The sequence below is a fragment of the Mesorhizobium sp. ESP7-2 genome, from assembly GCF_020164715.1.
Lineage (GTDB): Bacteria > Pseudomonadota > Alphaproteobacteria > Rhizobiales > Rhizobiaceae > Mesorhizobium.
Window position 1 is genome coordinate 150,370 of record NZ_JAIUGQ010000001.1, and the last position, 24,118, is coordinate 174,487.

The 24,118-nt window shown below is 65.3% G+C and carries 22 protein-coding genes; 16 read left to right on the plus strand and 6 right to left on the minus strand.

The genetic code is table 11. The annotated features are described in order from the left end of the window. Window positions 1-281: 281 nt before the first annotated feature. A complete protein-coding gene (gene ileS, locus LB543_RS00820) occupies window positions 282-3,263 on the plus strand; it encodes an isoleucine--tRNA ligase (RefSeq protein WP_224612210.1) in 2,982 nt (993 codons plus the stop codon). A gap of 204 nt (window positions 3,264-3,467) precedes the next feature. Beyond that, window positions 3,468-4,145, plus strand: a complete 678-nt coding sequence (locus LB543_RS00825; RefSeq protein ID WP_140755647.1) for a hypothetical protein — start codon at window positions 3,468-3,470, stop codon at window positions 4,143-4,145. A gap of 36 nt (window positions 4,146-4,181) precedes the next feature. Here the strand turns inward: LB543_RS00825 and LB543_RS00830 are convergent, their stop codons facing one another. After that, window positions 4,182-4,631, minus strand: a complete 450-nt coding sequence (locus tag LB543_RS00830; RefSeq protein ID WP_224612220.1) for a nucleoside deaminase — start codon at window positions 4,629-4,631, stop codon at window positions 4,182-4,184. A 180-nt stretch (window positions 4,632-4,811) separates the two neighbouring features. Between LB543_RS00830 and LB543_RS00835 the strand changes: the two genes are divergently transcribed. The 5 genes from LB543_RS00835 (at window position 4,812) to LB543_RS00855 (ending at window position 11,250) form a co-directional block, all read left to right on the plus strand. Next, window positions 4,812-6,824: a pseudouridine synthase gene (locus tag LB543_RS00835; RefSeq protein WP_224612222.1), complete on the plus strand. Its 2,013-nt coding sequence runs from the start codon at window positions 4,812-4,814 to the stop codon at window positions 6,822-6,824. Then, window positions 6,821-7,375, plus strand: a complete 555-nt coding sequence (gene rsmD / locus LB543_RS00840) for a 16S rRNA (guanine(966)-N(2))-methyltransferase RsmD (RefSeq protein ID WP_224612233.1) — start codon at window positions 6,821-6,823, stop codon at window positions 7,373-7,375. Before LB543_RS00835 ends, rsmD begins: the two co-directional genes overlap by 4 nt. 118 nt (window positions 7,376-7,493) lie before the next feature. Further along, window positions 7,494-8,882 carry a M16 family metallopeptidase gene (locus LB543_RS00845; RefSeq protein ID WP_140808984.1) on the plus strand — a complete coding sequence of 463 codons (1,389 nt, stop codon included), beginning with the start codon at window positions 7,494-7,496 and terminating at the stop codon, window positions 8,880-8,882. A 248-nt stretch (window positions 8,883-9,130) separates the two neighbouring features. Next, the gene (locus tag LB543_RS00850; RefSeq protein WP_411908728.1) at window positions 9,131-10,381 is read left to right on the plus strand and encodes a M16 family metallopeptidase; all 1,251 of its coding nucleotides are present in this window, start codon (window positions 9,131-9,133) and stop codon (window positions 10,379-10,381) included. Next, window positions 10,378-11,250 carry a patatin-like phospholipase family protein gene (locus LB543_RS00855; protein ID WP_224612235.1) on the plus strand — a complete coding sequence of 291 codons (873 nt, stop codon included), beginning with the start codon at window positions 10,378-10,380 and terminating at the stop codon, window positions 11,248-11,250. The genes LB543_RS00850 and LB543_RS00855 overlap by 4 nt, the downstream gene beginning before the upstream one ends. 43 nt (window positions 11,251-11,293) lie before the next feature. Here LB543_RS00855 and efp read toward each other — a convergent pair whose 3' ends face one another. After that, window positions 11,294-11,863 carry an elongation factor P gene (efp, locus tag LB543_RS00860; protein ID WP_140808992.1) on the minus strand — a complete coding sequence of 190 codons (570 nt, stop codon included), beginning with the start codon at window positions 11,861-11,863 and terminating at the stop codon, window positions 11,294-11,296. A gap of 171 nt (window positions 11,864-12,034) precedes the next feature. On the opposite strand from efp, the gene epmA reads away from it, so the two are divergent. Then, window positions 12,035-13,081: an EF-P lysine aminoacylase EpmA gene (gene epmA / locus LB543_RS00865; protein ID WP_224612237.1), complete on the plus strand. Its 1,047-nt coding sequence runs from the start codon at window positions 12,035-12,037 to the stop codon at window positions 13,079-13,081. Window positions 13,082-13,107: 26 nt separating this feature from the next. On the opposite strand, the gene LB543_RS00870 is transcribed toward epmA, so the two are convergent. Next, window positions 13,108-13,524: a VOC family protein gene (locus LB543_RS00870; RefSeq protein WP_140755632.1), complete on the minus strand. Its 417-nt coding sequence runs from the start codon at window positions 13,522-13,524 to the stop codon at window positions 13,108-13,110. 163 nt (window positions 13,525-13,687) lie between these two features. On the opposite strand from LB543_RS00870, the gene LB543_RS00875 reads away from it, so the two are divergent. The 6 genes from LB543_RS00875 to lpxK all read left to right on the plus strand — a co-directional run bounded on the left by LB543_RS00875 (window position 13,688) and on the right by lpxK (window position 19,280). Then, window positions 13,688-15,031 carry a TldD/PmbA family protein gene (locus tag LB543_RS00875; protein WP_140755631.1) on the plus strand — a complete coding sequence of 448 codons (1,344 nt, stop codon included), beginning with the start codon at window positions 13,688-13,690 and terminating at the stop codon, window positions 15,029-15,031. Then, complete coding sequence (locus LB543_RS00880) at window positions 15,018-15,821, plus strand: 3'(2'),5'-bisphosphate nucleotidase CysQ (RefSeq protein ID WP_224612239.1); 804 nt, start codon at window positions 15,018-15,020, stop codon at window positions 15,819-15,821. Before LB543_RS00875 ends, LB543_RS00880 begins: the two co-directional genes overlap by 14 nt. Before the next feature lie 76 nt (window positions 15,822-15,897). Next, window positions 15,898-16,143, plus strand: a complete 246-nt coding sequence (locus LB543_RS00885) for a DUF4170 domain-containing protein (RefSeq protein WP_140809000.1) — start codon at window positions 15,898-15,900, stop codon at window positions 16,141-16,143. A gap of 5 nt (window positions 16,144-16,148) precedes the next feature. Then, entirely contained in the window at window positions 16,149-16,940 is a 792-nt protein-coding gene (locus LB543_RS00890) for a lysophospholipid acyltransferase family protein (RefSeq protein ID WP_224612241.1), read from the plus strand. Continuing rightward, complete coding sequence (gene waaA, locus LB543_RS00895; RefSeq protein ID WP_224612243.1) at window positions 16,937-18,253, plus strand: lipid IV(A) 3-deoxy-D-manno-octulosonic acid transferase; 1,317 nt, start codon at window positions 16,937-16,939, stop codon at window positions 18,251-18,253. Before LB543_RS00890 ends, waaA begins: the two co-directional genes overlap by 4 nt. Window position 18,254: 1 nt before the next feature. Then, window positions 18,255-19,280: a tetraacyldisaccharide 4'-kinase gene (gene lpxK / locus LB543_RS00900; RefSeq protein ID WP_224612253.1), complete on the plus strand. Its 1,026-nt coding sequence runs from the start codon at window positions 18,255-18,257 to the stop codon at window positions 19,278-19,280. On the opposite strand, the gene LB543_RS00905 is transcribed toward lpxK, so the two are convergent. After that, window positions 19,277-19,510, minus strand: a complete 234-nt coding sequence (locus LB543_RS00905) for a DUF2093 domain-containing protein (protein ID WP_137929779.1) — start codon at window positions 19,508-19,510, stop codon at window positions 19,277-19,279. The two genes, lpxK and LB543_RS00905, sit on opposite strands and share 4 nt — an antisense overlap. A gap of 114 nt (window positions 19,511-19,624) precedes the next feature. Here LB543_RS00905 and LB543_RS00910 point away from each other — a divergent pair, with 114 nt between their 5' ends. Then, the gene (locus LB543_RS00910; RefSeq protein ID WP_224612254.1) at window positions 19,625-20,227 is read left to right on the plus strand and encodes a hypothetical protein; all 603 of its coding nucleotides are present in this window, start codon (window positions 19,625-19,627) and stop codon (window positions 20,225-20,227) included. A gap of 45 nt (window positions 20,228-20,272) precedes the next feature. On the opposite strand, the gene LB543_RS00915 is transcribed toward LB543_RS00910, so the two are convergent. Beyond that, window positions 20,273-21,199, minus strand: a complete 927-nt coding sequence (locus LB543_RS00915) for a LysR substrate-binding domain-containing protein (RefSeq protein ID WP_224612256.1) — start codon at window positions 21,197-21,199, stop codon at window positions 20,273-20,275. A gap of 91 nt (window positions 21,200-21,290) precedes the next feature. Here LB543_RS00915 and LB543_RS00920 point away from each other — a divergent pair, with 91 nt between their 5' ends. Further along, entirely contained in the window at window positions 21,291-22,184 is an 894-nt protein-coding gene (locus tag LB543_RS00920) for a DMT family transporter (RefSeq protein ID WP_224612258.1), read from the plus strand. A gap of 37 nt (window positions 22,185-22,221) precedes the next feature. On the opposite strand, the gene mutL is transcribed toward LB543_RS00920, so the two are convergent. Next, complete coding sequence (gene mutL / locus LB543_RS00925) at window positions 22,222-24,111, minus strand: DNA mismatch repair endonuclease MutL (RefSeq protein ID WP_224612260.1); 1,890 nt, start codon at window positions 24,109-24,111, stop codon at window positions 22,222-22,224. Window positions 24,112-24,118 lie beyond the last annotated feature (7 nt).

Below are 24,118 nucleotides of genomic sequence, written 5' to 3' on the forward strand. Positions count from 1 at the left end.
GAATCGAACGAGACGCTTTATTCCTGCGCTCATCTCCGCTAAAAGCCCAGCAATGACGAGCTTTTCGCGCCTTCACGCGCCGACGATACGAATTACCAGCCCGGTGTTCCCAACAGCCTGAAGGCTGTCGGAACTGCCGGGACTGTTGCGCGCGGCCTCTCGCGCTTTTCCAGATCATCAAGGCATGTCGCCCAGAAGTAACCCGGTTTGGGAAAACGGCATGCGTATAAGTAGAATTCCACGCCGCAAGCCACGTGGCCCGGCATGCACATGGCAGACCAATGACCGACGACCAATCGACGATCGACTATTCGAAGACCCTTTACCTGCCGCAGACGGAGTTTCCGATGCGCGCCGGCTTGCCCGAGAAGGAGCCGGCGCTGGTCAAGCGGTGGCAGGACATGGACCTCTACCGCAAGCTGCGTGAGAGCGCGGCGGGCCGCACGAAATACGTGTTGCACGACGGTCCGCCCTACGCCAACGGCAACATCCACATCGGCCACGCGCTGAACAAGATCCTCAAGGATGTCATCACCCGCTCGTTCCAGATGCGCGGCTTTGACTCGAATTATGTGCCCGGCTGGGACTGTCACGGCCTGCCGATCGAATGGAAGATCGAGGAACAGTATCGCGCCAAGGGCAAGAACAAGGACGAGGTGCCGGTCAACGAATTCCGCAAGGAATGCCGTGAATTCGCCGCGCACTGGATCTCGGTGCAGGGTGGCGAGTTCCAGCGGCTTGGCGTCATCGGCGACTTCAAGAGCCCTTACACGACCATGGCCTTCCACGCCGAGTCGCGCATCGCCGGCGAATTGCTGAAATTCGCCATGTCCGGCCAGCTCTACCGCGGTTCGAAGCCGGTAATGTGGAGCGTCGTCGAGCGCACGGCGCTCGCCGAGGCCGAGATCGAGTATCAGGACTACGAGTCCGACACGATCTGGGCGAAGTTTCCGGTGGCCAACCTCGTCGTCGCCAGCGTCGTGGACGGACAGCCGGCGGAGCTCGATCCGGACCTGAGCGGGCGGTCGCTCGACCTGCTGGATGCTCATGTCGTCATCTGGACGACGACGCCATGGACCATCCCTGGCAACCGCGCCGTCAGCTATTCGCCGCGCGTCGCCTATGGTCTCTACGAGGTGACGGCGGCCGAGAATGCATTTGGCCCGCAGCCAGGCGAGAAGCTGATCTTTGCCGATGCGCTGGCCGAGGAAAGCCAGGCCAAGGCCAAGGTCACCTTGAAGCGCCTTCACGGCATCAGCGCCGAACAGCTTGGAAATCTTGTGCTTTCGCATCCCTTCAAGGGCCTCGGCGGCGGCTACGAATTCCCGGTTCCGATGATTGCCGGCGACCATGTCACCGACGATGCCGGCACGGGCTTCGTGCACACGGCTCCCGGTCATGGCCGGGAGGACTTCGATGCCTGGATGGATGCCGCGCCCGCGCTGCGCCAACGCGGCATCGACACTGAAATCCCATTCACCGTTGACGATGCCGGCTTCTTCACCAAGGACGCGCCCGGCGTCGGCCCGGATCGCGAAGCCGGACCGGCGCGCGTCATCGACGACAACGGCAAGAAGGGCAACGCCAACCAGGCGGTCATCGACGAACTGATCAAGCGCAACGCACTGTTCGCGCGCGGCCGGCTGAAGCACAGCTATCCGCATTCATGGCGTTCGAAGAAGCCGGTCATCTTTCGCAACACGCCGCAATGGTTCGTCTACATGGACAAGGACCTCGGCGACGGCACCACGCTGCGCGGCCGTGCGCTGAAGGCGATCGACGAGACGCGCTTTGTCCCGGCCGCCGGTCAGAACCGCATCCGCGCCATGATCGAGGAGCGCCCCGACTGGGTGCTGTCGCGCCAGCGTGCCTGGGGCGTGCCGATCGCCGTCTTCGCCGACGAGGATGGCAACGTGTTGAAGGACGAGGCGGTCAACCAGCGCATCATGGACGCCTTCGAGGCGGAGGGCGCCGACGCCTGGTTCGCGCCCGGCGCCAAGGAGCGCTTCCTCGGCAATCACGATGCCTCCAAATGGCGGCAGGTGATGGACATTCTCGACGTCTGGTTCGATTCGGGCTCGACACATGTCTTCACCCTGGAAGACCGGCCCGACCTGAAGTGGCCGGCCGACGTCTATCTCGAAGGCTCCGACCAGCATCGCGGCTGGTTCCACTCCTCGCTGCTCGAAAGCTGCGGCACCAGGGGCAGGGCGCCTTACGACACCGTCGTCACCCATGGCTTCACCATGGACGAGGATGGCCGCAAGATGTCGAAATCGCTCGGCAACACGGTCGTGCCGCAGGATGTGATCAGGCAGTCCGGCGCCGATATCCTGCGGCTCTGGGTGGTGACGACGGACTATTGGGAAGACCAGCGGCTCGGCAAGAACGTGCTGCAGACCAACATCGACGCCTATCGCAAGCTCAGGAACACCATCCGCTGGATGCTGGGTACGCTCGCCCATGACGATGGTGAGGTCATTCCCGTGGAGACGATGGCGGAGCTGGAGCGGTTGATGCTGCACCGGTTGGCAGAGCTCGACGAGGTGGTGCGCCAGGGCTACGACGCCTTCGAGTTCAAGCGCATCACGCGAGCTCTGCTCGACTTCATGGTGGTCGAACTGTCGGCCTTCTATTTCGATATCCGCAAGGACGCGCTCTACTGCGACGGCCCGTCGAGCGTGAAGCGCAAGGCTTCGGTCCAGGTGGTACGCCATCTCTTCGACTGCCTGGTGAAATGGCTGGCGCCGATGCTGCCCTTCACCATGGAAGAGGCCTGGCTCGATCGTCATCCCGATGCGGTCTCGTTGCATCTCGACCAATTCCCGCAAATCCCGGCGAATTGGAAGAACGACGCGCTGGCGGAGAAATGGCGCAAGGTCAGGCAGGTGCGCCGTGTCGTCACCGGTGCGCTCGAGATCGCCCGTGCCCAGAAGGTGATCGGCTCCTCGCTGGAGGCCGTACCGGTGGTCACGATCAACGACGCGGCGCTCGAGGCGGCGATATCGGACGTCGACATGGCTGAAATGGCGATCACCAGCGATCTCGTCATTGCCCATGGCCAGGCGCCGCAAACCGCCTTTGTCCTCGACGATGTCAAGGGCGTCGCCGTGGTGGTCGAGAAAGCGGAGGATCGCGGCCTGGTCAAATGCGCGCGTTCCTGGCGCTACACGGCCGATGTCGGGCAGGATCCGGAGTTCCCGGATGTTTCGGCACGTGATGCCGCCGTGCTGCACGAGCTGAAAGCACTGGGAAGGCTCTAGTGCCAGTCGTCCAAAGCAGTGCACAAATGCCACGCCGGGCGATGCAAATCCGCCCGTGCGTTGCCCTTAACGAGTGGTTGAGGTAAACACGCGAAACTCCGGAAGACAAATTGTCGCCGGATTTCCGTCGCAAGTGCTTGCATGATGGGGACCGGATACAAAGCCGGTGCGATCGAGAGGCTGTCTAGAGTGGGACTTTTTGGCATGACCGAGAGTTATAAGGCGCGCCTTGCGCTGTTGGCGCCGCTTGTCGCATCGGGCCTCGCTTTATCCGGCTGCATGGGCTCTCCGACCTATGGCACCGACAAGACCGCCGCCGAACAGCTGGCCGGCGATCTGACAGGCGCCGTTTCCTTCGCGCCGAAGCACAAGGACCCGATCGACTACAAGCCGCGTCCTACCCTGGTGAAGCCGGCCCCAGGTCAGAAGGAAGCGCTGCCTGCGCCTCAGGAAAGCATCCAGACGGCAAACGCAGGGTGGCCCGAATCGCCCGAGCAGCGCCGCGCGCGACTCCGCGCCGACGCCACCGCCCACCAGAATGATCCGGCCTACCAGTCGGAGATCGTCGACGACGTGCAGACGGATCCGGCTTCGGTGAAGAAGGCGATGGAAGACTCCGGCTCGAGCCATCCGCCGGCGTGGAAGCCCGCCGATTCCGACAAGGGCCGCGCCGCCGAGATCCAGCGCCGCCTTGCCGAAAGCAAGCAGGGCGACCCCAACACGCGCAAGTACCTCAGCGAGCCGCCATTGGCCTACCGTGTCGCCTCCGATGCCGCGCCGCAGAACGAACTCGGCGAAGACGAGTACAAGAAGGAACGCCGCCTCAAGGCAAAGGCCGAGGGCAAGAAGGGCGGCTGGTTCGACTGGTTGCCGTCGCTGTAAGAACGGTCGCGCCGCTGATCTTGCGGCGGCCTTGGCTCAGTCTCGACGTCCCCTGAAAAAATCCTTCAGCAGCAGGCCCGCTTCGGTCTCGGCCATCCCCGGATAGATGTCGGGCGTATGATGGCAGGTCGGAGAAGCGAAGAAGCGCACGCCGTTGACCACGGCGCCGCCCTTTTCGTCGGCGGCACCGAAATAGAGACGGCGCAGCCTGGCGAATGAGATTGCCCCGGCACACATGGCGCAGGGCTCCAGTGTCACATAGAGATCGTGGCCGGTGAGCCGCTCGCTGGAGATTTTGCCGCAGGCTTCACGGATCACCAGCATCTCGGCATGGGCCGTAGGGTCGGCAAGCTCGCGCGTGCGGTTGCCGGCACTGGCAATGACCGTGCCGTCCTTGGCGATCACCGCGCCGACCGGCACTTCGCCACGCAAGGCTGCCGCCTCGGCCTCCTGCAGTGCCATGGCCATGAAATCCGGCCTCTTCAAGCGGTTTGTCTTCCCATTATATCCTCGCCACCCGGCGGTGATCCTGTTATGGAGCGCATCAACCCGAAAATCGGACTCGAATTTCGGGAATGATCATGCGCCAAATCAAAAATGCTACAGCGTTCGTTGCGCGCCGAACGGATGCGCCACGCTGTAGCAGCGCAAACGGACAAAGGCCACATGGACGACAACGACAAGAAATCTCCGCGCAAAGCCGGTCCGGGCAGGAGTGGCCCGAAACCGGCAGGCGCACGTGGCCGCGACGCCAGCAAGGGCGGGAAGCCGTCCTTCGGTGCCAAAAAGCCTTACGCCCCACGCGGCGACCGCCCGGCAGGCGCTGAAGGCGAGCGCCCGAAGCGCGACTTCAAGAGCGGCGACAAGCCGTTCCGCAAGGGACCGCGCCCCGAAGGCAAGCCCTATGAAAAGCGCGAAGGCCCGCGCAAGCCCTACGCCCCGCGCGGCGACCGACCGATGGCGGCCGAAGGTGAGCGCAAGCCGTATGAAAAGCGCGAAGGCCCGCGCAAGCCGTACGCCCCGCGTGGCGACCGTCCCATGGCGGCCGAAGGCGAACGCAAGCCTTATGAGAAGCGCGAAGGGGCGCGCAAACCCTACGCTCCGCGCGGCGACCGTCCGGTTTCTGCTTCGGCGGAGGGCGGCGAAAAGCGCTTCGACCGTCCCAAGCGTGATTTCGGGGATCGTCCGAAGCGAGACTTCGCCGACCGTCCGAAGCGCGACTTCGCAGGCGACAGGCCCAAGCGCGATTTCAGTGATCGGCTCCAAGGCGCATCGGGCGGCGGTTTCAAGCCACGTCCGCGACCAATCGAAGCAACGGAAGAAGCCGGCGAGCGCATAGCCAAGCGCCTGGCACGTGCCGGGCTCGCCTCGCGCCGCGACGCCGAGGAGTTGATCGCCGCCGGCCGCGTCAAGGTCAATGGCCGGGTGCTGGCCTCGCCGGCGTTCAACGTCATGCCCAATGACATTATCCATCTCGACGGCATGGAAATCCCGCCGATCGAACGCACGCGCCTGTTCCTGTTCCACAAGCCGGCGGGTGTCGTCACCACCAACCGCGACCCCGAAGGCCGCAAGACCGTCTTCGACGTGCTGCCGGCCGAACTGCCGCGCCTGATGACCATCGGCCGGCTCGATATCAACACTGAAGGCCTTTTGCTGCTGACCAACGATGGTGGCCTGTCGCGCGTGCTCGAACTGCCGGCCACCGGCTGGCTGCGCCGCTACCGCGTGCGTGTCCACGGCAAGGTCGAGGAAAGCGCGCTCGCCGGCCTGCGCGAGGGCATTGCCGTCGACGGCGTCTTCTACGGCGCCATCGAGGCCAGCCTCGATCGCGAACAGGGCTCCAACGCCTGGCTGACGATCGGCCTGCGCGAGGGCAAGAACCGTGAGGTCAAGAACATCCTCGGTGCGCTCGGCCTCGACGTCACGCGGCTGATCCGCATCTCCTACGGCCCGTTCCAGCTCGAGGATCTCGCCGAAGGTCATGTGCTGGAGATCAAGGGCCGGGTGCTGCGCGACCAGCTTGGCGAGCGCCTAGTCGAGGAATCCGGCGCCAATTTCGACGCCGAGATAACAAAACCGTTTTCCAACCAGCCGGTGCGGCGTACCGAGATCCGTGATGCCGAACCCGAACGGCCGAAGTTCACGCGAGACGGCGAGCGCCGGCCGATCGGCGAGGGCGGGCTGATCAAGAACCGTAAGCGCCGGGAAGGCAGCCGCGACGAGGCGCTCGGCAAGCTGTCGACAAGCCCTGACAGAGGCGAGAGACCAGAAAAGAGCTTCGGCGAACGAGGCCCGCGACCGGAGCGTGGCGGCTTTGGCGATAAGCCGCGTGGTAGTTTTGGCGACAAGCCGCGCGGCGGATTCGGTGACAAGCCTCGTGGCGGCGGCAAGAAATCCGAACGCGAGCAGCGGCCGATCGAGCCGCCCGGCCAGCGCAAGGCCAATGTCTGGATGGCGCCGGGAGCCCGGCCGATCGGCAAGGGCAGGGCGGAGGCCGATGCGGCCAAGGCGGCCGAGGCCAAGGCGCGCAAGGCCTCGTTCAAGCCGTCTTATGGCAAGCCCGCCGGCAAACCAGGCGGCGCAAAGCCATTCGGCAAGCCGCGTGGCGAGCGTCCAGGAGGCGCCGGTGGCGGTGAGCGGCCACGCAGCGGCCCCAAGGGCCCGCGGACAAGATGAGAATCGTCGGCGGTGAGTTTCGCGGGCGTCCGTTGGCGACGCCCCGCAGCAGCGCCATCCGCCCGACGACCGACCGCACCCGCGAGGCCGTCTTCAACGTTCTGGCACATCGTTTTGCCGGGCAACTGGACGGTGCGCGCGTGCTCGACCTATTCGCCGGCACCGGCGCGCTTGGTCTGGAAGCTCTGTCGCGCGGCGCATCCTATGGCGTCTTCATCGAGGAATCGGCCGAAGGCCGGGGTCTGATCCGCGACAATGTCGAGGCCTTCGGCCTGACCGGACGCACCAAGATCTTCCGCCGCGATGCAACGGGTCTGGGCGAGGCTGGTACGCTGGCGCCGTTCGGCCTCGTCTTTGCCGATCCGCCCTACGGCAAGGGCCTTGGCGAGCGCGCCCTGCGGTCCGCCAAGGATGGCGGCTGGCTGCGCTCCGGCGCGCTCTGCGTGGTCGAGGAGACGGCGGCGGTTCCCTTCGAGCCAGGGCCGGGCTTTTCCGTGCTTGATGAGCGCAGCTACGGCGAGACCGTCATCCGCTTCATCGAGGCTGCCTGACAGGCCTCTTTCAGCGGTGGCCTCTTTGCCGCCGCCTTTGCCGGCAACATGACCAACGATTCACTTTGCTTGTCGCCAGCGCCTTGCCTATCGTCGCTGCATGAAACCGGAGCCGTCGATGACATCCAGGACTGAGTGGCTGAGGCCAACGCTGCTGGCGACGTCGCTGGCCTTGTTCATGACCGACCCTGTCCTGGCGGACAACTCCGTATTGCCAGACACGGTGCCGGCCGAGTTCAAGGTGACGGACTTTCTGCTCGACAACGGCATGGAAGTGGTCGTCATTCCCGATCACCGCGCGCCGATCGTCACTCACATGGTCTGGTACAAGATCGGCAGCGCCGACGAACCGCCGGGCAAATCCGGCATCGCCCATTTCTTCGAGCATCTTATGTTCAAGGCCACGGCCCATCACGAAGCCGGCGAGTTCGATCGCGCCGTCTCCGACATTGGCGGCTCCAACAACGCCTTCACCTCCTACGACTACACCGCTTTCCACGAGACGGTGGCGCCGGCGGATCTCGAGCTGATGATGAGCTTCGAGGCTGACCGCATGCGCAACCTCATCCTCACCGACGATGTCATCAAGACCGAGCGCGATGTGATCCTGGAGGAGCGCCGCTCGCGCATCGACAACAACCCGCAGGCCGTGCTCGACGAAGAGGTCGATGCCACCCTGTGGCAGAACCAGCCCTATCGCATTCCGGTCATCGGCTGGATGCAGGAGATGGAGCAGCTGAATCGCACCGACGCCATCGCCTTCTACAACAAATACTACCGGCCCAACAACGTCGTGCTGATCGTGGCCGGCGACGTCGAACCGGAAACGGTGAAGGCGCTGGCCGAAAAGACTTATGGCAATGTGGCCCGCGGGCCGGATCTGCCGCCGCGCGTCCGCCCGGTCGAGCCGGAGCAAAACACCAGGCGCACCGTGACGCTCTCCGATGCCCGCGTCAGCGTGCCGAGTTTCTCGACGCAATGGGTCGTGCCCTCCTATCACACCGCCAAGCCCGGCGAGGCCGAAGCACTCGACCTGCTCGCCGAGATCCTCGGCGGCGGCAACCGCAGCCGGCTTTACCAGGCGCTTGTCGTGAAGCAGGGCATCGCTTCCAGCGCCGGCGCGTACTTCCAGGGCACCATGCTCGACGACACCAATTTCACCGTCTACGGCGCGCCGCGCGGCGACGCCAAGCTGGCTGACGTCGAGGCCGCGGTCGATGCCGAGGTGGCGCGCATCGCGAGCGACGGCGTCACATCAGATGAGCTCGAAAAAGCCAAGGACCGCTATGTCAGGTCGATGATCTTTGCCCGCGACAAGCAGGAGTCCATGGCCAACATTTATGGCTCGACGCTCGCCACCGGCGGCAATGTGCAGGACGTGCAGCAATGGCCGGACCGCATCCGCAAGGTCACGACCGACGAGGTCAAGGCCGTCGCCGCGCGCTATCTGGTACTGGCCCGCTCGACCACCGGCTATCTCTTGCCGCAGCAACAGGCGGGGAATTGATGATGAGCGAGCACCACCATGTCTTCCCTTCTCCCCTTGTGGGAGAAGGTGGATCGGCGCGCAGCGCCGAGACGGTTGAGGGGTCTTGGACGGAGCGCGGGCAGCGTCAAGCTGGAGCACCCCTCATCCGACCGAGCTTCGCTCGGCCACCTTCTCCCACAAGGGGAGAAGGGAAGGCCCTGCACGCCATCGCAACCCTATTCCTTTCCATCCTCTTCCTTATCCTGCCGGCGCTTGCCGCCCGCGCCATGGAGATCCAGTCCGTCACCTCGCCGAAGGGTGTCACGGCCTGGCTGGTCGAGGACTATTCCGTGCCTGTTGTCGCCATCCGTTTCGTCTTCGGTGGTGGTTCGACACAGGATCCGCCGGGCAAGGAAGGGTTGGCCAATCTGATGACCGGCCTGTTCGACGAGGGCGCTGGCCCGCTCGATTCGGAAGCCTTCCAGGTCAAGCTCGACGACGCCGGCGCCGAAATGAGCTTCGACGAGACCCGCGACGGCGTCTACGGCTCCATGCGCATGCTGGCCGAACAGCGCGACCAAGCCTTCGACCTGTTGCGGCTGGCGGTCAACGAGCCGCGCTTCGACCAGGCGCCGATCGACCGCATCCGCGCCCAGGTCCTGTCCGGCATCGTCGCCAACGAGAACGACCCGGACACGGTGGCGCAGAACCGATGGGCGCGCGCCGTCTATGGCGATCACCCCTATTCGCGCTCCGATCAGGGCACCAGACAGAGCATCGCCGCGGTCACGCAGGCCGACCTCGAGGCACTGCACAAGGCGGTGTTCGCGCGCGGCGGCCTGCATGTCGCCGTGGTCGGCGCCATCGACGCCGAGACGCTGAAGAAGAAGCTCGACATGGTGTTCGGCGACCTGCCGCCAAACCAGGCGCTCGCCCCTGTCGCCGATATCGAGCCCAGGCTGGCGCAGCATGTCGAGGTCAATTACGACCTGCCGCAGACCTCGCTGCAGCTCGCCTGGCCGGGCGTGAAGCGCAAGTCGCCGGATTTCTTCCCGGCCGCGTTGATGAACGAAATCCTTGGCGGCGGCACCTTCACCTCGCGCTTGTTCCAGGAGGTGCGCGAAAAGCGCGGGCTGGCCTACAGCGTCAATTCCTCGCTGGTAAACCAGGACCACGCCGACGCGCTGATCGTCACCACCGGAACGCGTTCCGACCGCGCCGCCGAGACGCTCGGCATCGTGCGGGACGTCGTCAAGCGGTTGGCCGATGACGGCCCGACCGAGGCCGAACTGGCGGCGACCAAGAAATATCTGATCGGCGCCTATGCGATCAACAATCTGAATTCGTCGAGTTCCATCGCCGCGACGCTGGTCGAGCTGCAGCTCGACGATCTCGGCATCGACTACATGCAGCGCCGCACCGGTTACATCAACGCGGTGACACTCGATCAGGTCAAGGCGGTGGCGAAGAAGCTGCTGACTGCCGAGCCGACCATCATGGTGGTCGGACCGCCGCTGGCCGGGGCCGGCAAGGGATGAGCCTGACTTTCGGCATAGCTTTCGGCGGCGGCGGCGCGCGCGGCTTGGCGCATATCCATGTCATCGAGGCGCTTGACGAGCTCGGCATCAAGCCGGTGGCGATAGCCGGCTCGTCGATCGGCGCCATCATGGGCGCCGGCATGGCCTCCGGCATGACCGGCAAGGATATCCACGATTATGCCCGCTCGATTCTTGGCCGACGCGCCGAGGTTGCGAGCCGCATGTGGCGGGCGCGGCCAGGTACGATCGCGGAAGCCATGCAGGGCGGCATTCGGGTCAGCCAGTTCAATGTCGAGCGCATCCTGAAGGCATTCTTGCCCGAGGCCATCCCCGAGACCTTCGCTGAGCTGAAAATCCCGCTGAAGGTGACGGCGACGGACTATTTCGGCCACAAGCTCGCCGTGTTCGACGACGGCGACCTGCACTCGGCCCTAGCCGCCTCGGCCGCCATTCCCGCCGTGTTCCGCCCGGTAATGCGCGACGGCAGGCTGCTGATCGACGGCGGCATCTACAACCCCGTGCCGTTCGACCTGATCGAGAAGGATGCCGACATCATCATCGGCGTCGACGTGGTCGGCGCGCCGGAAGAGGCCGACCGCAAACAGCCGACCTCCGTCGACCTGATGTTCGGCGCCACGCAGCTGATGATGCAGTCGATCATCGCCAACAAGCTGAAACAATGCCAGCCCGACATATTGGTCCGTCCGGCGGTGTCGAAATACCGGGTGCTCGATTTCCTGAGGATCGACGCCTTGATGAACGAGACCGTTGAAATCAAGGATCGGCTGAAGCGGGAGGTGGAGGCCGCAGTTGAACAGCGCTCCGCCAATGACAAAGCGAAAAGAGCACGGACACCAGCCAGGACGTGATTGCAGTCAGCGGTTCCGTCGGCAAGATTGCGAGGGCTTGCCCTCAGTCCTTCGCCCGCTCCACATAGGACCCGTCGGCCGTCATTACCACCACGCGGGTGCCAGGCGCGATGTGCGGCGGCACGGTGGTGCGCACGCCGTTGGAAAGCACGGCCGGCTTGTAGGAGGACGACGCCGTCTGGCCCTTGGTCGTCGGCTCGGTGTCGACTACTTCGAAAGTGGCGCGCTGCGGCAGCACCAGGGCGATCGCGATGCCGTTGAACTGCGACACCTGCACCGGCATGCCTTCCTTCAGATAAGGCGCCGCGTCGCCGACCACGGCTTCCGACACCGCCACCTGGTCATAGGTTTCCGGATTCATGAAGTGATAGCCTTCGCCGTCGGCGTAGAGGAAGGTGTGCTCGCGCTCCTCGACATAGGCGCGCTCCACCTGTTCGGTGGTACGGTAGCGCTCCGACACCTTCACCCCGTCGCCGATGCGCCGCATGTCGAGCTGCGTCACGGGCGTGCCCTTGCCCGGGTGGATGTTTTCGGCAAAGAGGATCACATAAAGCTTGCCGTCCTTGTCGACGACATTGCCTTTGCGGAGCGAACTGGCGATGACTTTCACCACGGTTTTAAATCCTGCGAGAGTTGACTGGCGTTTGCCGGCTTGCGCGGCGCTGGATGGGGGCCTAGCGCATCTTGGCGCGAACCGCCAGCCCCCCAATACGAACTGGCATGGGGGCGAACTGACATCGGCGCGAACTGACATGGGGCGCTCTGGCACGCCTTCAATCCGCTCATGACCGCCGCGTCGCCCTGGTGGACGCCGCATGTCCATGCCGACCGCCGCCCGCGCCTGATGCTGCGCAACGGGCTGACGGCTGCCTTGCGCGACTGGTTCGCCCATAACGACTTCATCGAGGTGGAGACGGCCGCGCTGCAGGTCTCGCCCGGCAACGAGGCGCATCTGGCGGCTTTCGCCACGGAAGCGGTCGGGCCGGATGGCGTTCGCTCCCCGCTTTATCTCCATACCTCGCCGGAATTCGCGTGCAAGAAACTGCTCGCCGCGGGGGAACAGCGCATTTTCAGCCTGGGGGCCGTCTATCGCAACCGCGAGCGCGGCCCCTTGCATCATCCCGAATTCACCATGCTCGAATGGTATCGGGTAGGGGAAACCTATGAAAGCCTGATGCGCGACTGCGCCGATCTGCTGGCGCTGGCCGCGACACGAGCAGGGGCCAGGCGCTTTTCCTTCCGGGGCCGCGACTGCGATCCCTTTGCTGAACCGGAGCGGTTGACCGTGGCGGACGCCTTCAGCCGCCATGCCGGCATCGATCTGCTGGCCACGGTCACCGTCGATGGCGGCACGGATCGGGACGCGCTTCATGCCGCACTGGTCCAGGCCGGCCTGCGCACCGCGCCTGATGACAGCTGGGCGGATTTGTTCAGCCGCGTGATGGTGGAAAAGATCGAGCCGTTCCTCGGGCAGGGGCGGGCGACCATCCTGTGCGAATATCCGGTCGCCGAGGCGGCACTCGCCCGACCGAGCCCCCGGGATCCGCGCGTCGCCGAACGTTTCGAGCTCTATTGCTGCGGCGTCGAGCTCGCCAACGGCTTTGGCGAGTTGACCGACGCGGCCGAGCAGCGCCGGCGCTTCATCATCGAGATGGACGAGAAAGAGCGTATTTATGGCGAGCGCTACCCGCTGGACGAGGATTTTCTCGCCGCCCTTGCCATCATGCCGCAGGCCAGCGGCATCGCGCTCGGCTTCGACCGCCTGGTCATGCTGGCGACAGGAGCGCAGAAGATCGAGGACGTGATCTGGACGCCGGTCGCGGCATCTTGAACGACAGGCCGCCGCCGGCCCTCACTTCAATGCGCGAAAACCTGCTCCAGTGAGCGAAAGCCCTTGAATTCCAAGGCGTTGCCCGAGGGGTCGCGGATGAACAGCGTCGCCTGTTCGCCAGGCTCGCCCTTGAAACGCACCATTGGGCGCTCCAGCCAGTCTATGTCGTCGCGCGCTTCCAGCCGGTTCGCCAGGCGCTGCCAGTCGTCCATCAAGAGCACGGCGCCGAAATGCGGGATCGGCACCAAAATGCCGTCGACCTTGCCGTCGCTGGCGGCTTGCGCGACCTGCGGTCGCAGATGCGCCGACATCTGGTGGCCGTAAAGGTCGAAATCGACCCACGTCGCCGACGAGCGGCCGATCGCGCAGCCCAGCACCTCACCATAGAAAGTTCGGGTTTCATCGAGATCACGAACCGGAAAGGCAAGATGGAAAGGCGTCATGGCGAGGGCTCCAGATAGGCAAAAACCGCGATGTCCGCTCTTTGCGGGCGATTTGATCGCGACATCCTGATTGCCCTTCTGCCATTGCACAAGCGGCATTGGAACAATAGATGGTGCGGCAGCACCTGCCTTCCGGACAGGCTGAAGAAACAGGATCAAGTGCATGACCGACAAGCTCGACGCCGCGAAATTGACGGACCGCGTCGCGGCCCTGGTCGAGGCCGCCAAACGCGCCGGCGCCGATGCCGCGGACGCCGTCGCGGTGCGTGGCCGCTCGACCGGCGTTTCGGTGCGGCTTGGCAAGGTCGAAAACACCGAAGCGTCCGAGGGCGACGATGTTTCGCTGCGGGTCTTCGTCGGCCAGCGTGTGGCCAGCGTATCGGCCACCGCCGCCTCCGATCCGAAGGCGCTTGCCGAGCGGGCCGTCGCCATGGCCAAGGTGTCTCCCGAGGACCCCTACCAGGGTCTTGCCGACCCCGCGCTGCTCGCCGGGCAGACGCGCGATCTGGACCTGTTCGACGCGACGGAAGTGTCGGCCGATCAGTTGAAGGAAGCCGCCCTTGCGGCCGAGGCGGCGGCTCTCGCCGTCAAGGGCGTGACCAATTCGTCCGGCAGCAATGCCAGCGCCGGGCTTGGCGGGTTGGTTCTGGCCACCTCGCACGGTTTTCTCGGCCACTATGTCGCCTCGCGCTTTGCGCGCTCGGCCAGCGTGATCGCCGGCGAGGGCACCGGCATGGAGCGCGACTATGAATTCTCCTCGCGCCAGCATTTTGCCGATCTCGACGCGCCCGAGGATATCGGCCGCAAGGCCGGTGAACGGGCGGTGCGCCGCCTTGGCGCGCGCAAGGCGGCGACCGGACCGGTCGACGTGGTGTTCGACCCGCGCGTCGCGCGCGGCATTGCCGGCCATATCGCCGGCGCCATCAACGGCGCTTCCGTCGCGCGCAAGACCTCGTTCCTGCGCGACATGATGGGCAAGCAGGTGGCCGCTGCCGCCATCACCGTCACCGACGACCCGCTGCGGCGTCGTGGCCAGGCCTCGCGCCCATTCGATGGCGAAGGCGTCGAGGGCGAGAAGCTCCTGATGATTGACAAGGGTGTCCTCAACCACTGGTTCCTGTCGACATCGGCGGCCCGGGAACTCGGTCTTGTCACCAACGGTCGCGGCGCGCGCGGCGGCTCCTCCGTCTCGCCGTCGTCGACGAACCTCGCCATAGAGGCGGGCGAGCGCTCGCCGGAGGATTTGATCGGCTCGCTCAAGACCGGCTTCTACGTCACCGAAGTGTTTGGCCAGGGCGTCGACATGCTCACCGGCGAATACAGCCGCGGCGCCTCGGGCTTCTGGATCGAAAATGGCGCGCTTGCCTATCCAGTAGCCGAAGTCACCATCGCCTCGAACCTGAAGACGATGTTCCTCAACATGGTGCCGGCGAATGACCTCGACCGTAATTTCGGCACCGCCGCCCCTACCCTCCTGATCGAAGGCATGACCCTTGCCGGAGCATGACCTGACCACTGCCAGCGCCGATCTGGACCTGCCGCTACTGCGCGACGCTGCCCGCGAGGCCGGTCTTATCGCCATGCGCTACTTCGGCAACAATCCGCAGGTCTGGATGAAGGGCGGCACCTCGCCGGTCAGCGAAGCTGATCATGCCGCCGATGCGTATCTGCGCCAGACACTGCTTGCGGCGCGGCCGGACTATGGCTGGCTGTCGGAAGAGACGGCCGACGATTCGGCGCGGCTTTCGGCGCGCCGCACCTTCGTTGTCGACCCGATCGACGGCACGCGCGGCTTCCTCGAAGGCCAGCGGACCTGGTGCGTCAGCGTTGCCGTCGTCGAGAGTGGCCGCTCGCTCGCCGGCGTACTCGAATGCCCGGCGATGGAGGAGACCTACTGGGCGCTGCCCGGCCAGGGCGCCTTCCGTAACGGCAAGCGCATCGCGGTGCGCAAGCCTGGGGACAAGGCTGAAATTTCAGGATTGAAGCAGTTGATCGACATGGTGCCTGCCGACTGGCAGAAGCGGCTGCAGCGGGCACCCTACATCCCCTCGCTCGCCTACCGCCTGGCGATGATCGCCAATGGCACGCTCGACGCAACATTCGTCAAGCCTAACGCGCATGACTGGGACATTGCAGCAGCCGATCTCATCCTGGGCGAGGCGGGCGGACATCTGCTCGACCCGAATGGCCGCGCGCCGCTCTATGCCGGCGAGGTGATCCGCCACGGCGCGCTCGCCGCCGGCAGCGGGGACCTGCTGGCGGTGCTTGTCGATGTCATCGCCGGGCTGCATGCCTGAAAGCGTTTTCGACGGTTCCAAAGTCTGCGGCTTTGGTCTAGACCTGTCACAAACTCACGATATGTGAAGGACCGACATGGCCGCGGAAGACGGAAAGAAACAGCTTTTGCATCTGGTGTTCGGCGGCGAACTCAAGAAGCTTGGCGGCACCGAGTTCCGGGATCTTGACGCACTCGACATCGTCGGCGTCTTTCCCGACTATCAATCCGCGCACACCGCGTGGAAAGCCAAAGCGCAAGCCAGCGTGGACAATGCCCATATGCGTTATTTCGTCGTTCATCTGCACCGTCTGCTGGATCCCGATAGCAAGGCCGCCGGTTGACTTCGATGGAGCGTGATCTGGCGAAAGAGCCAGCCAGCGAGGCCGCGCCCACGGGCAGGGGCGGCAGCCGCACGACCAAGGCCTTCTGGCGCAGGATTCGCCAGCCGCTCGCGCAGTCCCGATTCGTCAAAAACGCCATTGCCAGCCTGCTCGCGCAGTTCGTGCGGCTGGTTCGCCTGACCAGCCCCCTGGTCGCCGGATCGGCACGCTTTTCGGGCGGCGCCTATGCCGAGTTCGAGCCGGGGATCATTGCTCTGTGGCATGGCCAGCATCTTTTGACGCCGGCCTATTATCCCAAGCGCAAGCCGCTGGTCGCCATGGTGTCACGCAGTGCCGATGCCGAACTCAACGCGCTGATGCTGGAGAAGTTCGGCATCGAGGCGGTGCGCGGTTCGGGCGGGCGCGACAATGCCAGGCATCTCGACAAGGGCGGGGCCAAGGCCCTCATCGCCCTCAAAAAGTCGCTCACCGCAGGCAAGAACGTCGCCATGATCGCAGACATACCCCACGGTACCCCGCGCGATGCAGGGCTCGGTATCGTTCTTTTGGCTCGCCTCTCCGGCCGGCCTCTGCTGCCGGTCGCCATCGCCACCAGCCGCCGCAAGGTGCTGGAAAAGAGCTGGGACAAGACCACCATCAACCTGCCCTTCGGCCGCTCCGCCGTGACCATCGGCACGCCGATCTTTGTGGCGGCGGATGCCGACGATGCCGAAATGGAGCGCAAGCGCCAGGAAGTGACGGTTGCCCTCAATGCCGCGACCGCCGAGGCCTACCGTCTCGTGGACGATTCGCGGTGAGCGGCCGCTGGGCGCGTACCATGTTGTCGGCATACCGTTTTGCCGGCGCCGCCGCCTACCCGCTGGTCGGGCCCTACGTCGCCTGGCGCACCTCGCGCGGCAAGGAAGACCGCAACCGCCGCCGCGAGCGCTATGGCGTCGCCGGCCGACCGCGCCCCGAGGGACCGGTGATCTGGATCCATGCGGCGAGCGTCGGCGAGACCTTGGCCGTCGTGCCGCTGGTCGAAAGCATCCTCGACTACGGCGTCAACATCGTGCTGACGACCGGCACGGTGACCTCTGCCCAGGTCGTCGACGAGCGGCTCGGCGACCGCATCATCCACCAATATGTGCCGCTCGATCTGAAGCCGGCGGTCAGCCGCTTTCTCGATCACTGGAAACCCGATCTGGCGATCATCGCCGAATCCGAGATCTGGCCGATGACCATCCTCGAACTCGGTGCCCGCCACGTGCCGCAGGTGCTGGTCAATGGCAGGCTCTCCGATCGCTCCTACACATCGTGGAAGAAGCGGGCCAACCTCGCCGAGGCGCTGTTCGAGAATCTGGCCCATGTCGTTGCCCAGTCCGACGTCGACGGCGAGCGTTTTCGCGCGCTCGGCGCCCGGCCGGTCACGGTGTCGGGCAATCTCAAGGTCGACACGAACCCGCCGCCGGTCGACGACCGCGCGCTTGGCACTTTGCAGCGACAGATCGGCGATCGCCCGACCTGGGCGGCGATCTCGACCCATGATGGTGAGGAAGTGGTCGCGGCGGAAGTCCACGCGATGTTGCACAAGCGTCACAACGGCCTTTTGACGATCGTCGTTCCGCGCCATCCCGATCGGGCCGAAGCCCTTGCCGCGGAGATTTCCGGCATGGGCCTGAAGGTTGCGCGGCGCAGCAAGGGCGACCGTATCGGGCCCGACACCGATGTCCTGCTTGGCGATACGATCGGCGAAATGGGCTTGTACCTCCGCTTGACCGAAATCGCTTTCGTCGGCCGCTCGCTGACCTCCGAAGGCGGCCAGAACCCGCTCGAGCCGGCCATGCTCGACACCGCCGTTCTCGCCGGGCGCAACGTGCAGAATTTTCGCGAGGCCTATCAGCGCCTGCTCGACAGCGGCGGCGCCAAGCTGGTGCGCGACCGCGACATGCTGGCTGGCGCCGTCAATTTCCTCCTGACCAACGAAGTGGCGCGCCACGAGATGATGGCGGCGGGGATCGCGACTGTCGATGAGATGCGCGGCGCGTTGGCACGCACGCTCAAATCGCTCGAACCCTATATCCAGCCGCTGGTGGTCAAGGCGCGCCTGAAGGGCGCGAACGGGCGTTAACGTGGCCACAGAAGCACCACCATTCTGGTGGGAAGAGCCGGACTGGAAAGTCCTGGCGCTGTCGCCTCTGTCGGCCGTCTACGCGCTGGTCGCCGGTCGCGGCATGCGCAGAGCCCGGCGCGAGAAGATCCAGGCGCCGGTTCTGTGCATCGGCAATTTCACCGTCGGCGGCACCGGCAAGACACCGGTGGCGATCGCGCTCGCCCTACAGGCCAAGCGCATGCATCTGAAGCCCGGGTTTCTGTCGCGCGGCCATGGCGGTTCCTTCGCCGAGCCGCACGTCGTCGATATCAGTCATGACAGCGCCAAGCACGTCGGCGACGAGCCGCTGCTGCTGGCCGAACACGCACCGGTGGCGGTGACGCCCAATCGTGCCGCCGGCGCCCGGCTGCTGCTGGAAAAACACGGTTGCGATTTCCTGATCATGGACGACGGCTTCCAGAGCGCGCGCATCCACATCGATTATGCGCTGGTGGTCGTCGATGCCCGCTACGGGATCGGCAATGGCCGCGTCATCCCTGGCGGTCCGCTCAGGGCCAAAATCGTCGACCAACTGGTCTTCACCAGCGGATTGCTGAAGATGGGCGAGGGCAACGCTGCCGATGCCGTGGTCCGTCAGGCAGCGCGTGCCGGCCGCCCGATCTTCGAGGCGCACACGGAGCCGAGCAGCAAGGCAGGGCTTGCCGGAAAGCGGTTTTTGGCCTTTGCCGGCATCGGTCATCCCGAAAAGTTCTTCGACACGGTGCGCGGGGCCGGCGGCGAAGTGGTCCTGTCCAGGCCCTTTCCGGACCACCACTTCTATGCCGAGGACGAACTTGCAGAACTGGCCGCGACGGCGCATGCCGAAAGCCTTGGCCTGATCACCACCGCCAAGGACGCCGCCCGGTTGCGCCACGGCGCCCCGCAGGATTTTCTCGACCGTCTCGACGTGCTGGAAATCGACACGGCGTTCGAGCTCGACCATGTTCCTGAACGCATCATCGAGGAGACGCTCGATGCCTGGCGGCAGCGCAAGCTGAGAGGCTAACCCCGTTTGCGCAGTTCCGGATGCACCTCGATTTCGCGGCGCAGCGAAGCGGTGGCGTTCACATAAGGCTCCTGCCTGGCGACGCTCCAGTATTTCAGCTCGTCCAACGGGATGTTTTCGCCCGTCACCGCGCAGCGCACGAACGAGCCGGGGCTGGTGACCTGGAAATCGCCATCGAGATAGCGGATGCGGGCTTCCTTGCCGCCGGGGCCTTCGAAACGGTTCATCATGCAATGGCACTTGAGTTCATCGGGATTCAATCGCCATAAATCGTGGGCAAGGTCAAGCTTGGCGCAATGTTCATCTAATATTGCTCCATGGCACAATGGTTGTCAGGAAGCGCCATGGACATCGCCAATGCAAGCATGCCGTCTTTGCTGAAAGAAGCACTCACGCCCCAGCCGGTGCCTTCGCCCAAGGCCGACCCGGCGACCGCGGCGCTGGTCAAGGCGCTCGTCCAGCCGCCGGCGCCCGTGATGGTGCAATCGGCGCAGTTCGCCAGCCAGGCGCTGCAAGCCTCGCTGCCGCGACCGGCTGCTCAAACCTCGCAACGCCTGTCGTCCTCCGCGATCGAGGACGCCTACCGGGCCGTCATGGAGCCCGACGCCCCCAGCCACCATGAACCGCCACGAGCCTCGACGGGCGGGGCAGGGGCGGACACCGATCAGGCTTCGCGCGGCTTCGCCCCGAAGCAGATAACGGCCACTGACAGCACCCCCAAACTGGCGCCGGCCTCGGCCCAGTCCACATTCTCGCCGTCCGTCGCTTCCGCCGTGGTGCTGGTCGCGGCCAACGCCAACGCGCCGCAACCGCGCGGCGCCTCCCGCCGTCCGGCGGGCCATGCTCCACGATCCGAGCCAATTCCGTCGTCGCTGTGGACGATATCGATCGTGACGGCCATCGTCTCGGCAGCGACCACCATGATCGTACTTTTTCTGTTTCGTTGAGCAGGTATCACGCGATTTCCGACCGCGCCCGTCACGCCTTCGAGCCTAATCGCCATCCTGCAGGAAAGCATCCAGCCTTGCCGAAGCAAGCCCGGCCAGTTCGGCAATGCGCCTGGCGAGATCGGCTGCGGCTGCGCGCGGCCGGCCGACCGGACGATCCAGCCAGTAGGAAACCGGATTGAGCGCGGTGCGATCGTCAACGGCGACGAGGCGCCCCGATTCTATCTGATGTTCGGTGAGCGGCGGCCGCGCCAGCGCGATGCCGAGGCCATGGGCTGCGGCATCCAGCACCAGATTATAGTCCTCGAAGCGCCGGTCTTGCGGGCGCGGCCGGTAATCCATGTCCTGTGCCGCGAACCAGGCGCGCCAGCCCGAAGCGTCGGAATCGTTGATCAGCGGGAATTTGAGCAGCCGGGCCGGGTCGCCACCGCCGATCTCTCGTGCGAGGCCCGACGAGGCGATCGGGAAGAGATATTCCTCGAACAGTTGCACCGAGACACGGCCCGGAATGCGGCCGCGCCCGCAGCGGACCGACAGGTCGATGCCTTCGTCGGCGAGATCGGCCTGACGGTTGTCGACGTCGAGCACGATGCGCAGGCGGGTTGGCTCGTTCTCCAGCGCCGCCATGCGCGGCATAAGCCACAGGCCGCTCACCGATGGAATGGAGGCCAGCCGAACCACCGCGGTGCCGCGCGGCTCCACCCACCGGTCCGAATTGACCGAGATCAGCGCGAAGGCTTCGGTGGTCCTGAGATGCAGGCGATTGCCTTCATTGGTCAGCGACACGCCGCGCGCGCCGCGTTCGAAAACCTTCAGGCCAAGCCAGTCCTCGAGCTTGGCGATTTGCCGGCTGACCGCGCCATGGGTAAGATTGAGTTTTTCAGCGGCGGCCGAAAAGCTCCCCGTGCGCGCCGCCGCGTCGAAGGCGCGCAATGTCTCCAGCGGCAGCATACTGTTCGAGCTGTGATCCATGCTCACAGGTGACCCTCGATTTGGTCGTTTGTCAATTGACCTGGAAAGGCGTTTTCTGCTTCCGAGACCTGAAGAATCCGAGGGCAATGAGATGAGCGCAACGACAGGCACGTTGAATTCGACACAGCGGATGGACACCACGGCCGCCATCGCCGTGGCGCTGACGGTGATCGGCTGGGCCTCCGCCTTTCCCGCGATCCGGGCCGGGCTCGCCGCCTTCCAGCCGTTGGAGCTTGGCGCCCTGCGCTTTGCCATCGCCGCCGTGCCGGCTGCCATCTACCTTGCCGTCAAGCGTCCGGCGCTGCCCAGGGTCGGCGACTTGTGGCGCCTCGCCTTCGGCGGCGCTATTTTCGTCGCGCTCTACACGGCGATGCTCAATTTCGGCGAGCAGACCGTCTCGGCCGGAGCAGCCGGCTTCATCATCAATGTCAGTCCCATCTTCACCGCTATCATGGCGATGGCGCTGCTTGGCGAGCGCTTCTCAGGCTTGGCCTGGATCGGTACCGTCATTTCCTTCGCCGGCATCGGCATCATTGCGATCGCCGACGGGCATGGCCTGCATTTCAATGCCGGCGCGCTGCTGGTGCTTGGCTCGGCACTCTGCTCGGCCGTCAACACCATCGTCCAGAAGCCGCTGTTTGCCCGCCACCATCCGCTGACTATCGCGGCGTCCAACATGGTGCTCGGCGCGCTCTGCCTGGCGCCCTTCCTGCCCGCCGCTCTCCAGCAAGCGGCTGTCGCCAACACCGCCGGCCTCGGCGCCGTCATCTATCTCGGCATCGTGCCGAGTCTGATCGCCTATGCGGCCTGGGCGACCGCGCTGTCGCGCCTGCCGGCGGCGCGTGCCTCGAACTTCTTGTATCTGGTCTCGCCGATGTCGGCGCTGATTGGTTTCTTCTGGCTGGGCGAGGTGCCGACATTGCTCGGCATTCTCGGCGGCGCGTTGGCGCTGGGTGGCGTCATCGTGGTGAATTTGAAGAGGTAAATCAAAGCGCCTTGTGCCGGCCTGTTTAGCAGTCGGTTCACCGCCGCCCGAACAACCGCTCGATGTCGGCCAACTTGAGTTCGATATAGGTCGGGCGTCCGTGGTTGCAGGTGCCCGAGCCCGGCGTCGCCTCCATCTGGCGCAGCAGCGCGTTCATCTCCTCGGCCTTGAGCAGCCGGCCGGAGCGCACCGAGCCGTGGCAGGCCATGGTCGCCGCGATCTTGTCCAACCGTTCTTTCAGCGTTTCGACCGTGTCGTTGTCGGCGATCTCGTCGGCGAGGTCGCGCACCAATTGCCCGACATTGGTCTCGCCCAGCATCGACGGTGTCTCGCGCACGGCGACCGCGCCCGGGCCGAAACGCTCGATGCCGAGGCCGAAGCGGGCGAGCGTTTCGGAATGCATGGCGAGCCGCTCGGCGTCCTCTTCCGGCAGGTCGATGATCTCTGGCAGAAGCAGCATCTGCGAGGGCACCGGCCGGGAGTGGAGGGCGTTCTTCAGCGCTTCATAGACAAGCCGCTCATGGGCCGCGTGCTGGTCGACGATGACGAGCGAATCCCTGGTCTGGGCGACGATGTAGTTCTCGTGCACCTGGGCGCGCGCAGCACCCAGCACCGCGCCAAGCAGCGTCTCGGTTGCCTCATTCTGCCCGGCGCGCGCATCGGCGCTGGCGAGCGGGCCGGCATCGAACGCCGCCTGGTCGCCCTCGCCGAAGCCGGCGGTTCTTGGATTGCCGCGTTCAAAGCCGGCACCTGCGAATTGCATGTCGAGCGGCCGCTGCGGCGAGCGCGAAGGGTCGAAACCCGTGGGGCCGGAGGCACGGAAAGCTGCTTCGTAGCTGCGATGGCCGTTTGTCGGACCGCCGTGATCATAGGGTGTGGCGCCCGGCCGGAACGCAGCCATCATGCCGGCGGCACCCGTCGTGGCGGAGCGGATGCCGGCATCGGCCAGCGCTTGCCGGATGGCGCCGACGATCAGACCGCGCACGAGGCCCGGATCGCGGAAGCGGACATCTGCCTTGGCCGGATGGACGTTGACGTCGACGATCGCTGGATCGAGCGTCAGGAACAGCACCGTCACCGCGTGGCGGTCGCGCGGCAGGACATCGGCGAAGGCGCCGCGGATGGCGCCGGCGATCAGCTTGTCGCGCACCGGCCTGCCATTGACATAGGCGTATTGCTGCAGCGCGTTGGCGCGGGTGAAGGACGGGATCGACACATGGCCGGTCAGATGCACGCCTTCGCGCATCGCGTCGATGGCAATGGAATTGTCGGGAAAGTCGGCGCCCATCACCTGCGCGACGCGGCGCAGGCTGCCGTTCGCGCTGTCCTCGGTCGCCGGCAGTTCCAGCGTCGTGCGGTCGGAACCGGCCAGCGTGAAACGCACCGTGGGGAAGGCGATGGCGATGCGCTTGACGATGTCGCTGATGGCCGAGCTTTCGGCGCGTTCGCCTTTCATGAACTTCAACCGTGCCGGCGTGGCGAAGAACAGGTCGCGCACCTCGACCGTGGTGCCGCGATTGGCGGCTGCCGGCTTGACGGGCTGGACGCGGCCGCCCTCGATGCCGATCTCCGCGGCGCTGTCGCCCGAAGCCGTGCGCGAGCGGATCGACAGCCGCGACACCGAGCCGATCGACGGCAACGCCTCGCCGCGAAAGCCAAGCGAGCGGATGTCGTGGATGTCCTCGGCGAGCTTGGACGTGCAGTGACGCGCGATCGCCAGCGCCAGCTCCTGCTCCGGGATGCCGGAGCCGTCATCGGTGACGCGGATCAGGCTCAGCCCGCCGCCCGACGTGACGACCTCTACCTTGCTCGCACCGGCATCGAGCGCGTTCTCGACCAGTTCCTTGACCACGCTCGCAGGACGTTCGATGACTTCGCCGGCGGCGATCTGGTTGATCATCGTTTCGGAAAGCTGTCGAATGGGCATGATCTGA

Bases quoted from the DNA above. Each gene is read 5' to 3' on its own strand.
- ileS (WP_224612210.1), top strand. From the start codon at position 282: ATGACCGACGACCAATCGACGATCGACTATTCGAAGACCCTTTACCTG.
- LB543_RS00825 (WP_140755647.1), top strand. From the start codon at position 3,468: ATGACCGAGAGTTATAAGGCGCGCCTTGCGCTGTTGGCGCCGCTTGTC.
- LB543_RS00835 (WP_224612222.1), top strand. From the start codon at position 4,812: ATGGACGACAACGACAAGAAATCTCCGCGCAAAGCCGGTCCGGGCAGG.
- rsmD (WP_224612233.1), top strand. From the start codon at position 6,821: ATGAGAATCGTCGGCGGTGAGTTTCGCGGGCGTCCGTTGGCGACGCCC.
- LB543_RS00845 (WP_140808984.1), top strand. From the start codon at position 7,494: ATGACATCCAGGACTGAGTGGCTGAGGCCAACGCTGCTGGCGACGTCG.
- LB543_RS00850 (WP_411908728.1), top strand. From the start codon at position 9,131: ATGGAGATCCAGTCCGTCACCTCGCCGAAGGGTGTCACGGCCTGGCTG.
- LB543_RS00855 (WP_224612235.1), top strand. From the start codon at position 10,378: ATGAGCCTGACTTTCGGCATAGCTTTCGGCGGCGGCGGCGCGCGCGGC.
- epmA (WP_224612237.1), top strand. From the start codon at position 12,035: ATGACCGCCGCGTCGCCCTGGTGGACGCCGCATGTCCATGCCGACCGC.
- LB543_RS00870 (WP_140755632.1), bottom strand. From the start codon at position 13,524: ATGACGCCTTTCCATCTTGCCTTTCCGGTTCGTGATCTCGATGAAACC.
- LB543_RS00875 (WP_140755631.1), top strand. From the start codon at position 13,688: ATGACCGACAAGCTCGACGCCGCGAAATTGACGGACCGCGTCGCGGCC.
- LB543_RS00885 (WP_140809000.1), top strand. From the start codon at position 15,898: ATGGCCGCGGAAGACGGAAAGAAACAGCTTTTGCATCTGGTGTTCGGC.
- LB543_RS00890 (WP_224612241.1), top strand. From the start codon at position 16,149: ATGGAGCGTGATCTGGCGAAAGAGCCAGCCAGCGAGGCCGCGCCCACG.
- LB543_RS00905 (WP_137929779.1), bottom strand. From the start codon at position 19,510: ATGATGAACCGTTTCGAAGGCCCCGGCGGCAAGGAAGCCCGCATCCGC.
- LB543_RS00910 (WP_224612254.1), top strand. From the start codon at position 19,625: ATGGACATCGCCAATGCAAGCATGCCGTCTTTGCTGAAAGAAGCACTC.
- LB543_RS00915 (WP_224612256.1), bottom strand. From the start codon at position 21,199: ATGGATCACAGCTCGAACAGTATGCTGCCGCTGGAGACATTGCGCGCC.
- LB543_RS00920 (WP_224612258.1), top strand. From the start codon at position 21,291: ATGAGCGCAACGACAGGCACGTTGAATTCGACACAGCGGATGGACACC.
- mutL (WP_224612260.1), bottom strand. From the start codon at position 24,111: ATGCCCATTCGACAGCTTTCCGAAACGATGATCAACCAGATCGCCGCC.